Below are 12619 nucleotides of genomic sequence, written 5' to 3' on the forward strand. Positions count from 1 at the left end.
ATCCATGCAATTTTGTTCAAGACCCGGCGATGACGACCGGCTCTTCTGCGGCGGCAAATCAGAACCGCGCAGAAGGAAAAACCATGCATTTCCGCCATTCGAACGAGATGTGGAGCGAATTCCCCGATCTTGTCCCCGGTGTGTTCTTTGTCGACGGGATCACGGCGGAAGCCGTGGTCACGGATCCTGTCGCAAAGTTCCATGCCATTGCCGCGGAACGGCTGGCGGCGGGTTCGGAGGGCGAGATGCCAGAGATCCAGGCATGGCGGCGCACCTTCTCGAAAATGGGGCTGAAGCCGACGCAATATCGCTGCGCCTCCGAGGCGCTGCTGCGCCGCTTCCGTCAGGAAAATTCGCTGCCGCAACTGCATCCGTTGGTCGATCTCTGCAACGCCATCTCCATCGCTTTTGCGATTCCCATCGCCGTGTTCGATCTGGCGAAGATTTCGGGCGATCTCGAGGTCAGGCATGCGACAGGACGCGAGACCTATCTGACGTTCTCCGGCGAGACGGAGCATCCGGAGCCGCGTGAAGTGATTTTCGCCGATAGCAACGATCGGGCGCATGCGCGGCGCTGGACCAACCGGCAAAGCGGTCTTTCCGCCGTTCGTGAGGATACGCGATCGGTACTGATCGTTGCTGAGGCGATGCATGAGGCGGCTGGTCGTGATGTGCCGAAGCTGATTGAGACCATTGCTGCGGAGCTTGCTGCTGTCTGGGCAATGAAAGCAAAGACCGCGCTCCTCAGCCGCTCTTCACCACGTTTTGATCTCTAGCCTTACGTCTTTTTGCGGCAAACGACGGATCGAGACAAAAACGCGGTTGACAATTGTTGTGTTCGGGCAGAGCAGGGAACTCAACTCAATATCTCATATTTCCTATGAAGATGGTTCCGTTCCCTGTGCGCGGAACCGAAGAAAGACCCATGGACACCTTGCAGAGCCAAGACCGGACCAGTGCGCTCGGTCATCCCGGATACCGTTCCTTCGCCGCCTCCCGCGTCTTCTCCTCCATCGGCTTCCAGTCCGTTACCGTTGCCATGGGCTGGATGATCTACGATCAGACCCATAGCGCTTTCTACCTGGGCCTGGTTGGCCTTTGCCAATTCCTGCCGATGGTGGTGCTGACCTTCATCGTCGGGCATGTGGCCGACCGGTTCGACCGGCGGCGCATCGGCCTTGCCTGTCAGTTGATCGAGGCGTTGACGGCGCTGGTGCTGGCTGTGGCTGTTTGGCAGCATTGGATCGGCCCCCACGGCATTCTCGCCGCTGTTGCGGTCATGGGAGCTGCCACCGCCTTCGAACGCCCGACGATGGCGGCACTGCTACCGAACATCGTGCCGCCCTCGATGCTGCAAGTGGCGATCGCCACCTCTACCTCGATGATGCAGACGGCCTTCATCATCGGCCCGTCGCTTGGCGGCCTGCTATACGGGGTCAGCCCGGTCGCGCCTTTCCTTGTGTCGGCGGTGCTGTATGTGATTGCCAGCATCAATGTCATTTCCATCCGCGTCGAGCGGCAACAGCCATCCTCGCGCGAGCCGGTGACGCTGAGCTCGGTCTTTGCCGGCGTTTCCTTTATCAAGAGCCGACCGGTGATGATGGGCACCATCTCGCTCGATCTCTTCGCGGTTCTGCTCGGCGGCGCTACGGCGCTGTTGCCGATGTTCGCGCGCGATATCCTGCATGCCGGCCCCTGGGGGCTTGGCATGCTGCGCGCAGCGCCCGCCATCGGCGCGCTCGTCATGTCGATCTGGTTGGTTCGGCGGCCGCTGCAAAGCGATGTCGGCAAGAAGATGCTGATCGCCGTCTTCATCTTCGGTGTCGCCACCGTTATCTTTGCGCTTTCAACCAACATCATCCTTTCCGTCCTAGCGCTACTCGTCGTCGGTGCGTCTGATACGGTCAGCGTCGTCGTGCGCAGCTCGCTGGTGCAGCTCCTGACGCCGGATATCATGCGCGGCCGTGTCAATGCGGTGAACTCGCTGTTTATAGGCACCTCCAACCAGCTCGGCGAATTCGAATCCGGCATGCTCGCCAGCGCGTTTGGTCCCGTACTCACCGGGATTATCGGCGGCGTTGGCACCATTGCGGTCGTGCTGCTCTGGACGCGGATTTTCCCCGATTTGACCAAGGTCAAGACGCTCAACGGGTGAGGCGCATTCGACACGACGAATAGTCCCGCAGGCTCATCGGTCGTCCGGGATTTGATCCAGCCCGGCGTCTCGCTTGAGATGATCGCTGAGGCGCAGGATATTTTCGCGCACTGCTTTATCCTTGGGGCGGGATTTCCGCATACATCGGAGTGTTTGCAGCAGTTGATCGATCCGTTTCTGGACGATTTTCGATCCAATATTTCCATGAGAACTTCTCATCTATCACACACCTTTGTGGTCTCGTGATCAAAAGGGATGCGCCTGAAAATTGGCGGCGTATAATGAAGCCTTCATCGGCAATGCATGAGGGATTTTCATGGGTAAGAGGCCGCTGCCGCCATTGACCGTCTTGCAGGCATTCTGCGCCATCGTCGAAACCGGCGGCTTTGGACGCGCCGCAGAGCGGATGGGGCTGACGCAGACCGCGATCAGTCATCAGCTTGCCCAGCTCGAAGGCTGGATCGGCGGCAGGCTCTTCGATCGCGGCCGGTCGGGCGCAAGCCTGACGCCGCTCGGCGCGCGTCTGCATCCATCAATCGTGGAAACGGTCTCTCAGTTGGAGAAAGCGCTCTATCAGGCGCGGGCGAGTGTGTCGGTCCGTGCCTTGGGATTGTCGGTGACGCCGGAATTTTCGAGCCAATGGCTGGCGTCGCGACTGCCGGATTTTTGCCAGCGCTATCCCGACATCGAGTTGAAGATGGCTGTCGGCTATCAGAGGCCGGACTTCGGACCCGGTGGCGTTGATCTCGCCATCTGGCTCGGGCGGGCTGATGCGGAGCTTGTGCTGGAGGAGTTGCTGATCGACCAGGAATTTGTCGTCAGCTCGCCGGGCCTTTCCAAGCAATTGCCGAATCGCAATGCGATTAGGGCAGCACCCCTGCTACGCTACGCCGGCATGCGGCATACGGTGCTGGATTGGCAGCGCTGGTACGAGCAGGTGACCAGCCATGACGAGGATGGCGATGTCTCGAGTTTCGATATCGGCCAAGCGGTGGAGGCCGGGCCGTTGTTCGAATCCTTCGCAGATATGCTCAAGGCCTGCCGGGACGGCCTCGGCTTTGCACTGGTGCGCAGTTCGCTTGTTGCGGAAGACATAGCGGATGGAAAACTGGTGCGTTGCTTCGTGGAGGTTCAGCCGGCGGCCGTCAGCTATAATCTGGTCTATCCGCCCAATGCCCTACAAAATCCATCCGCGGCGCTGTTTCGCAATTGGTTGATATCTCAGGCCAACGAGGTGGGTTGAGAGAGCGATCACCATCAATCGCGTAGCTTGATCAAGCCTGCATCGGTCGCCCTAAAACCCAGGTTTCGATAGAAACCGGTAAGATGCGGTTCGAAATCGACATGCAGCCATTCCGCGCCGCGTTCGCGCGCAACCGTCGTTGCCATTTCGACAAGGCTGCTTGCTATTCCCTGCCTGCGGAATTCGGGGGAGACGCAGGTATCGAGAATGAAGGCATGGATGCCGCCATCCCAGGCAACATTGACGAAGCCGACCAGACGCTCTCCGGCAAAGGCACCGATATGAGCGAGGCTTCTCGACAGAATTGATGAGAAATCGCGTGCGGCGGGTTCATTCCAAGCCGCAGCCCACAGGGCGTTGAGAGCTTCGTTTTCGGGATAAGGATCGGCCCTGAATTCGATCGTCACAATCATCCCCTTGCTGATTGTTGATGGAGCTGTGACGCCAAGCTTATCCGCAGGCCAAGCGGATGCAACAGCCGCATACGGCTGATGGCTTCCGGGCAATCAGAATGGAAAAGTGCATCCCATGTCGGATCGCGCTATCATCGATCGTCCTTTGCAAGTGAGAACAGAACAGAGGAGACCGATATGCCCTGTGTGGATGGTTTTATTCTTGCCGTGCCGAAAGACAAGATCGAGGCCTACAAGGCGCTGGCACACACAGCTGGCGAGGTCTGGATGGAGCATGGTGCGCTCAGCTACGTCGAGGCAATCGGGGATGACGTGCCCTATGGCGAGCTAACGTCGTTTCCGCGCGCCGTCCTGGCCACGGCGGACGAACTTATGATTTTTTCATGGATTACCTATGAGAGCCGCCAGCATCGTGACGCTGTGCTGGAAAAGGTCATGGCTGATCCGCGAATGAAAGATGGGATGGAAAACATGCCCTTCGATGGCAAACGCATGATCTACGGCGGCTTCGATATCTTTCTGCAGATCTAGTCTGCCGGCGGCTGGGCGGGCTTGACTTTGCAGCCGTTGCGGCCGACCTCAAGCGCTCCATCGTTATCACCACCGGGAAGATGTCATGCCGCAAACCGTCATCACGCTGTCCACCCATGGTCAGGGGCTTTACGAGTTCACGGAGCAGGTGGCGGATTTCGTTCGTACGGCGAGTTCAGGTGTGGGCGAGGGGCTGCTGACCGTCTTTGTCCGCCATACCTCCTGTTCTCTTTTGATCCAGGAGAATGCCGATCCGGATGTGAAGACCGATCTCAATGCCTTCTTCCGCCGCCTCGTGCCGCCATCGTCCGATCCCTCGATGCGATGGATCGTGCATACGACGGAGGGGCCGGACGATATGCCGGCGCATATCAAGGCGGCGTTGACGCAGGTGTCGATCGGCATTCCCGTGACGCGTGGACGGCTGGCGCTCGGCACCTGGCAGGGCATCTATCTCTTCGAACATCGCGACCGGCCGCACCGCCGCGACATCGTGCTGCATCTTTCCGCCTGAGGCGGTGGATATGGGTGTCAATCCTTTGTTAACGCTCCTGAATACGTTGTGAATGGCCAGTTCGCGTTCGGTTCAGCTTGGCTGACCTAACGTGTCTCCAATCCCAAGGGCATCGGACCATTTGATGGGGCCGGATTTCGGGATTGCAACGATTCAAGGACTTGAAGGAGAAACACCCATGATCAGCCTCTTTGCAAAGGCAGGCATCGCCGCCCTCATCACGCTCGGCGCCATCTCCGCCACGGCTGCGACCGCATCGGCCAACGATTTTTCGGCCGGCGTCCATCAGGCACGTTACGATCACCATCGCGGCCGCGCGTGCTCGCCGATAGCAGCCGTCCAGAAGGCTCGCGCCATGGGCCTGCGTCGCGCCCATATCGGCAACATCACACCGCGCCGTGTCGTCGTCGACGGCTTTAGCCGCCGCGGTCCGGACCGCATCGTTTTCGCCAACGCGCCGGGTTGCCCGTTGATCCGTCGCTAAGCTCGGAAAGCTAGGGGTAGTGTAACCGTTTACGGGCGATCTTTCGCCGCTTCTATACAATTCCAAGCTTAGTAAAGTCGCCCTCATGAAAGAGGACGGCTTTTATTTTTCCGCCTTCCGGCGAATCTGCCTCTGGAATCGGGTTTGTCTTCGTTGTACCTGAATAGGGCATGAGCGGTTGATTCTGGACTTGTTCAGTGTCGGGCCGTTACTCCTCAGGCGCTCACTCGGGAGATGCGGCAAGCTAATGAGAGAGTAGCCTTTTACTCCATGGAGGATACAATGAAAAAATTACTGGCAAAGTTGGGGGTCGCTGCCGCCATCGCGGTGACAGCGCTGTCGGGCACGGTCGAAACCACTTCCGCCCAGGGACTGGATATCTATGTCGGCCCCGGTCGCCATCGGCCGCCACCGCCGGATTATGACAATCCGCGTTTCGATCGTCGTCGTGGCTGCGATCCGCGGGAAGCCATGGATGTCGCCCGCAGCTACGGCCTGCGCCGTGCTCGCGTGGTCGACGTGACACCGCGCCGCGTTATCGTTGACGGTTTCACCCGCCGTGGCCCGGACACGATGATGTTCGCCAATGTTCGCGGTTGCCCAATGATTGGCCGCTGATAAGGTTGACGGGCGCGTCTAGCGTCCGGTGGCTAACAGTTTACGCTTTCGCTTTATCGGCGGGGGCCGCGAACCGCCCTTTGCTCGGTCTCATCGGACTTGAGCGAAGGGCGGTTTTGTTTTGTGGCGAGAGCGTGGACCGCTCTAGCCTATTGTTTTGACGCAGTTCCGGACGGAAAACCGCGCCGCCCTTTTCCTGGAATTGCTCTATTGCTGGATCGCGTAGGTGATGCTCACCGACGCATTGTAGGTATTCTCGCCGCTTGCCACCGGCACCGAGCTATCGGCAGATGCTTTGGCCATGGCCTGGCGCATGTAAGGCTGCGGCGGGGCCATGATGGCGCCCTCGCTGATCGAAATAACGCGGCCGAGCTTGACGCCGGCTGCCTCGCTCAACGTCTTTGCCTTGGCCGTTGCGTCAGCCACGGCGTTCTTGCGGGCTTCCTCGAGCGCGGTATCCGGCTTGTCGTTGGTGAACTGGATATCGCCGCCCTGGTTGATGCCGAGCTTGACGACCTGGTCGAGAAGAGTGCCGAGCTTGGAGAGATCGCGCACGCGCACCGTCAGGCCATTGTTCACCTGATAGCCGGTCAGCGTCGGCGGCTGTGACTGGCCGTCCTTGTCGTTGGGATAGACATATTGCGGCTGGATCGAAAAGCCAGAGGTTTGCAGATCGCGCTCGGCAATGCCGCTGTCCTTCAAGGTCGCGAGCACGGCGCCCATCGCCTTGTTGTTCTGGTCAAGCGCATCCTGGGCGGCCTTCTCCTGCTTGACGACCGAGAGCGTCACGATTGCCATGTCCGGCGCAATCGCCGAATGCCCTTCGCCGGTAACCGTGATGATCGCCTCGCGCGGCTTGGCGTCTTCGGCGAATGCCTGGGTGGCAGGCACGAGGAGCGTCGCGCTGAACAGAGCGGCAAGAATAAAATCTCCGGTTTTCGTCATTGGCATGGTTCGTTCCTTGGTTGGTGTTTCCTCAGTATTCGTTTTTGCTGATTGATTGTGAAGGTATTGCGGCAGTCCCTTGTGGGAAAAGAAGAATTGGGTTAGAGCCAGATCGGCTTCCGGGGGACCATTGCTCCGGAACTGCATGCACGATCACTTTTCGTCGTGCCGGGCCTGTAGCTCAATGGTTAGAGCCGGCGGCTCATAACCGCTTGGTTGGGGGTTCGAGTCCCTCCGGGCCCACCATTTCCCCAAATCCACAAAACCGAACCAATCACAAGCTCCAGCGAGTGATTTCGTTTGATTTCCGGTGTCTTGTGCTTAGAAAAAAGCAGGCAACGGCTCGATAGGAAAGACGTCGATGGCGGACAGTTCCGGACACAATTCTTCAGATTTGTCGCTTGATCGCGAGTTCTTCGATCTGCTTGTTGGAAGTTACGCTCGCATTGTCGGGATGGCGCTTGTCGATCAAGAGTACGGGCCGGAATGGCTCTATCAGGATGCTCCGTTCGTGGTCGTGGCGCATAACACGGATCCTGATCCGCGGTTTGTCTATGCGAATAGAGCCGGCCAGGCTTGTTTCGAATATCCGTGGGATGAATTTGTGACACTGCCGTCGCGTCTGTCTGCGGAGCTTCCCAATCGGGCGGAGCGTCAGCAATTGCTGGATGCGGTTACACGCAACGGCTTTATTGCCGATTATCGTGGGCTGCGGATTGCAAAGTCGGGTCGTCGCTTCTGGATTGAGGATGGCATCGTCTGGCAGCTCATCGACCGGGATGGACATCGGCGAGGGCAGGCAGCGACGTTCTCGAGATGGAGAGACGCCTAAGCCGGCGTGAATGTCACGCCACCGGCTCCAATACCTCTTCCCGTTTGATCTTATGAAACATGTCGTTATCCGTCTCCATGGACTGTTCGTATTCATAGGCGAACAGTTCGGCAGCGTGACGGCCGGGGAGAGTTTGGTCATTTTCGATCACGGCGGCGATGCGTTGGAACAGCTCGGCCTCGAAGGTGCCTGTCTTTGCAACCGGACTTGGTCGCGCTAACCGGGCTCCACCATCCAATCGGATCGCCGAAACGTAAAACTCGCCGTCATAGCCGTCACCGGCCGATGTCAATTCGGCACGGCCATAGAGGAGCAGGCCTGATTCCCAGCGATCGCAGAGATTGATAGTGAGCTCGTCGAATGAGTATTCGCAGGAGAAGGCATGGTTGGGTGTCATCATGCTGCCATCCGTGTTGCCGATGCGGATGATTGAGCGGTCAGGAGATCTATTTCTTCCAGGAGTGCTGTCCGATCCTTCGCGATCGACATTCCGAATGGTCGGGCATCGATGCGCAGCAATTCCAGCTTCAAGCCTGTCAGTCGCTCGGCACGATGCTGATCTTCGGTCTTGGTCGCGTCGGTTGCCTGCTGCCGCGCCCAGATCCAGGCCGTCGCCAGAGAGTGGGCGAACCATCTGCGCCTGCCGGCTGCCGTTAGTGGCCGGCGTAGCCGCGTATCGCGGTGGTAGAGTGTCCAGGCATGATCATGACGTCTGACTTCGCTGGCATGAAGCACGCACCCTTCGTTTGCGTGCCCATCTGAGACACGACATTCATATTCGCTCGATCTCCGATCCGGTTTCGCAGACTTCATGCAAGATTTTGAAACTTGCATGGGCTCATTCCGTCTCGGGCGATTGGCTCGCGAAAAGAAAGATGTCACGCGACATGATCTATGTCAGCATAATTCGTGTTTATTGACTGCAGTATGGGCACGATTGATGTTTGTTGGTTTCAGCATTGAATGTCTTGTCCCGTACGGGCGTGACAAGCTTGCCGAGATGGGTGACTTTGACTTAGGGGGTGAGGGCAGCCCGCCCCTACTTCCGCGCGATATGTCCGCAGATGCGCCCGATGATCGTTAGCCGCTCCAGCTCCACCGTAAAGGTTTCCAGTGCCGGGTTGTCGGAGATGATCTTGATCTGGCTGGGTTGGGTGAACGGGATGCGCTGAAGGCGTTTGATCTGTGGCTCGGAATAGCCGTCGCTGATAGCGTAGACTGTATCCGTCACCATCAGGTTCTGCGAGAGATCGACGATGACGCGGTCACCGGGCATGTAGGTGGGCTGCATCGAATCGCCAATCACTTCCATGATGATGGTGTGATTCGGCGAGGCCTTTGCTTCATTGCGCAGGTAACCCACGGGAATCACCCATTCCGCAATGATCTTGTGGCCGGCGACATTGCCGGCCCCGACGGGCAGATTGATGACTTCGCCGACAATGCCGCTGCCTGCGCCGAGCTTGACATCCACCTCCGGCGTCGCGCCCTCAATCTTCGATTGCCAGTGCTCCCGGCTGTAGCTGACGTTCTCGCCGTCTTCGGCAAAACCTTCATTATATTGTTCATCGGGGTCGAAGGAGGTGACCATGCGTGGCCCTGGCCGCTCTACCTTGCGTGGGCCTTCGCCAGTCAGAAGATAGCCGGCGGTAGTGCCGAACTTCTTGGCATAGCGATCGGCGATTTCGGGACCGAATTCGTTCTGTCCGTTTTCGTGCGCGCGATAGGTGGACAAGCTGACACCTAGCGCCTCCGCCGCTTTCGTTGCCGAGGAGTAATTTGCGGCTTCGCGCGCCGCCTTCAGTCGTTCGCCCATGGATTTCTGCATGACCAGACACTCGCAAAATAATTAACATAAATCATGTTGACATCGACATTAATAACAACATAATTTGTGTCTATCAAGATGCCTGCGGAGAAAATCGCCGCAAGGCTGACGTGCTGGGGCGGGTGCCGCCCCGCAATAGTGGTTTTGGGAGCGGTCGCATGGTCTCGATCAGGAAAGGCAGAAGGCTGGGTTCCGGCCCATTGTATTTCGATTTTTTCTGGGGATGCCCAGGCTGCAGGCGGGCTTTGTCGATTGCCGAGGTGATCGAGCGGCATTGCGAATCCTGCGAGGAGCATGTCGAGCCGGTGGAAATGTCCGATCGCAGTTTGCCCGGTTGCCAACAGGGTGCGGAGACAATCGCATGAGTGAGATCGTTCAGGGTTTTCTTGCGTGCATCGGGGCGGCGCTGTTTTTCGTCTGTGTGCTTGCGGCTGTGGCGCCGATCATATCGTCGCCGAGACATGCAGGCGAGGGCGGCGACGTCAGCGGTGCGCCGGAGGGTGATCAGGTTCATTTACGGACGGCTGAGGATGTTTCTCAGCGCGGAGCGAGCCTGTGACGGGGTCACTGCCATAGCGCGGCCACTGCTGCCAAGCAGCTGAATTGCTACAAAAGTCAATCCAAATAACCGGCCGGGGGCGGCCAGAGGAGGTTTCTATGAATGAATTTCAGATCGGAACGGAAGCGGTCGCCGGTGGTCATCTCGGCTGGATCCGTAAGGTTCACCGGGCCGCCAACGAGGTCCTGAAGGACAACCGCGGCGAACCGATCGTCTTTCTGACCGAGGATGCAGCCAAGGCGGCCGCCGGCGAAGCGATCATTGCCTACCTCAACACGCCAATGCTGCGTGATGGGGCGAGGGTAGAGAGAATGTCGAAGGCGGAAGCCCTGTTCAAGTCGAGGCGTCCCTCTGCTGAAGCCCAAAACGGGAAGGTCGCATGATCGAACCGATGCCACTGACTGCTTTGAATTTTCCTTGTTGAAGGGAGGGAATGCGCCCATGACCAAAGGCAGGCTCGACACTCTTCTTGACGGCCTCGGCATCAAGCTGGTTCCGGTCCATCGCCGCCGCGCACCAGCGCAAAGCCATGCGCGTGGCACCATGCAGGAAATCCGGGGGCAACATGGCGACGGTCATCTCGTCTTTGTCCTGCGCTGCATTCGCCAGACCGGCAACAATCGCGATGCACTCTGGTCGGACACGATCGGCGCGGTCTCCGATATCCTTGTGCAGCGCCAGGATTGGGCATTGCAGCGGCCCGGCGATCTGCTGTCCGCCTTTGACGATATTGCGCTTGGGGTGTTGCGGACGGACGCCGTGGCGCGGCGGCCCTGGCCGGTGCGCGCGACGCTTCGGATTTTGATCTATCGGGAACTGGAGAGACGACTTGATGTACCAGAACGCCTTGCAGTTTAACGATCTTTCTCAACATGCGGCCGAGGTTGCGGATCTTAGCCTGATCGTTCGCGCTCGTTTCGTCGAGGCCGCCGACACGATGGTTCATCTCGACGTGCGAGGCGTGCGCCCGGATCGGATGCGTAGTCTTTGGCCGGATGTTCTTCCTGAGCCGGGGGACCATGCGGATATTCGTGTCCGCTATCGCCCGAGCGCGGCGGCTATCAGCCGTGCGGAGGAGGTGCTGCAGGGCTGGTTGTTGACCCATGTCCGGCACGAGGAACGCCGTATCCTGCTGTCCCGATGGTCGGTTTGCCTCGCCGCGCCATATATTGCCGGCTCCTTCCGCGAGTTCTGCGCAAAGACAGGGCGGGTGCGGCGAACGGCGGAACGGTGGATTCAGGCAGAGTTTCAGGCCGTGGCCAAGACTTTGCTCGCGGTTTCGCCCGCATTGCAGGAACCCGATTGGTCACGCGTAGCGCCGATGATGCCGAATTCGGCCGGAAGCCTAGAGCGGGCGAAGATGCCTGCTGCGAAGCACGAGACATACTGGTTGCCGGATGATGCAAAGCCGGTGTTCGATGCGGCCAGTCCGGAGCTGGCGGCACTGGCGAAACGCTTGGAGCGAGAAAACAGGCGACGCGCAAAGATGAAAGCCTAACTCGTAAGAATGGCCCTGGTTCGAACCCAGGGCTTTTTCGTTAAGGCAAGCCCCTATCGTCTTGGTCTTGTCGCGGCGGTTTTTTCTGAAACGCAAACACTCCGCCTGGCTTTGAGCTTCCTGCTGTGTCACCAAAGTCCGTCACGGCATATTCCGCTAGCAAGCGCAGCCGCGAATGCGGCAGGTGGGCGCGCCACGGATCTCCGATCAGAATGTCGATGCCTCGCTCCAGGCAACGGTCGAGAAAGATCGTTACGCGCTCGGCAAGTACCGCTTCATAGAAGAGATCGCCGACACAGACGATATCCGTGGCAGGTGGCTCGCCGGTTGTCAGATCGGCAAGGACAGGTAGAATTGCCACTCTGTTGAGAGCGGCATTCAACTCTATGGCAGCGATGGCATAAGGATCGACGTCGGCTGCGATCACCTTGATTGCCCCCGCCTTTGCGGCGGCAATGCCGACAATGCCGGAGCCGGCACCGAGATCGAGCACACGGCGGCCGGCGACGACATCAGGTCGGTCGAGAATATACCGCGCCAGCACCAGACCTCCACCCCAATAATGTGCCCAATAGGGTGAGCCGAATGCCTCGTCCCGCTCGGCGAGCAGCCGTAGGCCGCTTTGAGGTCCGGCCTTGTGCAGGCGGATCTCAGGAATCGATGGAACCGGCAGAACGGGAAGATGGGCGGCAATGAAAGTCCGCACTGCGTCGATCGTGGCTACGGCTTGCGCCACTTCCTCCGGTTTGTCGCCGCTGTCGATAGGCTCCCCTTCGCGCAGCGGTATCGTGCGGATATGGGAGAGATCCTGATTGGGTTGAGGTCCATCCTGTTTCTTGGTCATTCGTTTGTCTGATGCTAACGCCGTTTCAACGGAAAAGGAGAGTATTCTTGTGCTGATCGTCGGATGAGAGAATGCAATATTCCAATGTAATTTCAAATAATTATCTGGCTGTGGATCAAAGATTTCTCAATCCTTGCAGCCGTCTTCACGATCAA

Annotated in this window: 19 protein-coding genes and 1 tRNA gene; 13 read left to right on the plus strand and 7 right to left on the minus strand. The window is 58.6% G+C overall.

Features of this window, described 5'->3' with window-relative positions; all coding sequences use genetic code 11:
- Positions 1-83 precede the first annotated feature (83 nt).
- From RRH01S_RS01025 to RRH01S_RS01035, 3 genes are all read left to right on the plus strand, one after another.
- The gene (locus RRH01S_RS01025) at positions 84-776 is read left to right on the plus strand and encodes a B3/B4 domain-containing protein (protein WP_012651894.1); all 693 of its coding nucleotides are present in this window, start codon (positions 84-86) and stop codon (positions 774-776) included.
- 149 nt (positions 777-925) lie between these two features.
- On the plus strand, positions 926-2155 hold the full coding sequence (locus RRH01S_RS01030; RefSeq protein ID WP_034519311.1) for an MFS transporter: 1230 nt from the start codon (positions 926-928) through the stop codon (positions 2153-2155).
- 316 nt (positions 2156-2471) lie between these two features.
- The gene (locus tag RRH01S_RS01035) at positions 2472-3398 is read left to right on the plus strand and encodes a LysR substrate-binding domain-containing protein (RefSeq protein WP_012651891.1); all 927 of its coding nucleotides are present in this window, start codon (positions 2472-2474) and stop codon (positions 3396-3398) included.
- A gap of 14 nt (positions 3399-3412) precedes the next feature.
- Here RRH01S_RS01035 and RRH01S_RS01040 read toward each other — a convergent pair whose 3' ends face one another.
- A complete protein-coding gene (locus RRH01S_RS01040; RefSeq protein ID WP_012651890.1) occupies positions 3413-3811 on the minus strand; it encodes a GNAT family N-acetyltransferase in 399 nt (132 codons plus the stop codon).
- 177 nt (positions 3812-3988) lie between these two features.
- Here RRH01S_RS01040 and RRH01S_RS01045 point away from each other — a divergent pair, with 177 nt between their 5' ends.
- The 4 genes from RRH01S_RS01045 (at position 3989) to RRH01S_RS01060 (ending at position 5958) form a co-directional block, all read left to right on the plus strand.
- Positions 3989-4342: a DUF1428 domain-containing protein gene (locus RRH01S_RS01045; RefSeq protein WP_042469679.1), complete on the plus strand. Its 354-nt coding sequence runs from the start codon at positions 3989-3991 to the stop codon at positions 4340-4342.
- A gap of 85 nt (positions 4343-4427) precedes the next feature.
- Positions 4428-4856 carry a secondary thiamine-phosphate synthase enzyme YjbQ gene (locus RRH01S_RS01050; protein WP_012651888.1) on the plus strand — a complete coding sequence of 143 codons (429 nt, stop codon included), beginning with the start codon at positions 4428-4430 and terminating at the stop codon, positions 4854-4856.
- A gap of 178 nt (positions 4857-5034) precedes the next feature.
- A complete protein-coding gene (locus tag RRH01S_RS01055) occupies positions 5035-5340 on the plus strand; it encodes a hypothetical protein (RefSeq protein ID WP_007701649.1) in 306 nt (101 codons plus the stop codon).
- 282 nt (positions 5341-5622) lie between these two features.
- On the plus strand, positions 5623-5958 hold the full coding sequence (locus RRH01S_RS01060) for a hypothetical protein (protein ID WP_012651887.1): 336 nt from the start codon (positions 5623-5625) through the stop codon (positions 5956-5958).
- Positions 5959-6165: 207 nt separating this feature from the next.
- Here RRH01S_RS01060 and RRH01S_RS01065 read toward each other — a convergent pair whose 3' ends face one another.
- Positions 6166-6909, minus strand: a complete 744-nt coding sequence (locus tag RRH01S_RS01065) for an SIMPL domain-containing protein (protein ID WP_012651886.1) — start codon at positions 6907-6909, stop codon at positions 6166-6168.
- A gap of 164 nt (positions 6910-7073) precedes the next feature.
- Between RRH01S_RS01065 and RRH01S_RS01070 the strand changes: the two genes are divergently transcribed.
- A tRNA-Ile gene (locus tag RRH01S_RS01070) sits at positions 7074-7149 on the plus strand.
- 115 nt (positions 7150-7264) lie between these two features.
- On the plus strand, positions 7265-7735 hold the full coding sequence (locus tag RRH01S_RS01075; protein ID WP_012651885.1) for an MEKHLA domain-containing protein: 471 nt from the start codon (positions 7265-7267) through the stop codon (positions 7733-7735).
- A 13-nt stretch (positions 7736-7748) separates the two neighbouring features.
- Here RRH01S_RS01075 and RRH01S_RS01080 read toward each other — a convergent pair whose 3' ends face one another.
- The 4 genes from RRH01S_RS01080 to RRH01S_RS34285 all read right to left on the minus strand — a co-directional run bounded on the left by RRH01S_RS01080 (position 7749) and on the right by RRH01S_RS34285 (position 9838).
- The gene (locus RRH01S_RS01080) at positions 7749-8135 is read right to left on the minus strand and encodes a hypothetical protein (protein ID WP_012651884.1); all 387 of its coding nucleotides are present in this window, start codon (positions 8133-8135) and stop codon (positions 7749-7751) included.
- Positions 8132-8470, minus strand: a complete 339-nt coding sequence (locus RRH01S_RS34130; RefSeq protein WP_131597790.1) for a hypothetical protein — start codon at positions 8468-8470, stop codon at positions 8132-8134. The genes RRH01S_RS01080 and RRH01S_RS34130 overlap by 4 nt, the downstream gene beginning before the upstream one ends.
- A 304-nt stretch (positions 8471-8774) precedes the next feature.
- A complete protein-coding gene (locus RRH01S_RS01090; protein WP_012651882.1) occupies positions 8775-9563 on the minus strand; it encodes an XRE family transcriptional regulator in 789 nt (262 codons plus the stop codon).
- Entirely contained in the window at positions 9536-9838 is a 303-nt protein-coding gene (locus tag RRH01S_RS34285; protein WP_155293909.1) for a hypothetical protein, read from the minus strand. The genes RRH01S_RS01090 and RRH01S_RS34285 overlap by 28 nt, the downstream gene beginning before the upstream one ends.
- A gap of 86 nt (positions 9839-9924) precedes the next feature.
- Between RRH01S_RS34285 and RRH01S_RS01100 the strand changes: the two genes are divergently transcribed.
- From RRH01S_RS01100 to RRH01S_RS01115, 4 genes are all read left to right on the plus strand, one after another.
- Positions 9925-10122, plus strand: coding sequence for a hypothetical protein (locus RRH01S_RS01100; RefSeq protein WP_042469683.1), 198 nt, complete (start codon positions 9925-9927; stop codon positions 10120-10122).
- A gap of 98 nt (positions 10123-10220) precedes the next feature.
- Positions 10221-10505, plus strand: a complete 285-nt coding sequence (locus tag RRH01S_RS01105) for a hypothetical protein (protein WP_012651880.1) — start codon at positions 10221-10223, stop codon at positions 10503-10505.
- Positions 10506-10563: 58 nt separating this feature from the next.
- A complete protein-coding gene (locus RRH01S_RS01110) occupies positions 10564-10980 on the plus strand; it encodes a hypothetical protein (RefSeq protein ID WP_037218624.1) in 417 nt (138 codons plus the stop codon).
- Positions 10955-11620: a DUF6362 family protein gene (locus tag RRH01S_RS01115; RefSeq protein WP_012651879.1), complete on the plus strand. Its 666-nt coding sequence runs from the start codon at positions 10955-10957 to the stop codon at positions 11618-11620. The genes RRH01S_RS01110 and RRH01S_RS01115 overlap by 26 nt, the downstream gene beginning before the upstream one ends.
- 40 nt (positions 11621-11660) lie before the next feature.
- Here the strand turns inward: RRH01S_RS01115 and RRH01S_RS01120 are convergent, their stop codons facing one another.
- On the minus strand, positions 11661-12464 hold the full coding sequence (locus RRH01S_RS01120) for a class I SAM-dependent methyltransferase (RefSeq protein ID WP_178126237.1): 804 nt from the start codon (positions 12462-12464) through the stop codon (positions 11661-11663).
- Between the last annotated feature and the right edge of the window lie 155 nt (positions 12465-12619).

The organism is Rhizobium rhizogenes NBRC 13257 (assembly GCF_000696095.1).
Taxonomy (GTDB): domain Bacteria; phylum Pseudomonadota; class Alphaproteobacteria; order Rhizobiales; family Rhizobiaceae; genus Rhizobium; species Rhizobium rhizogenes.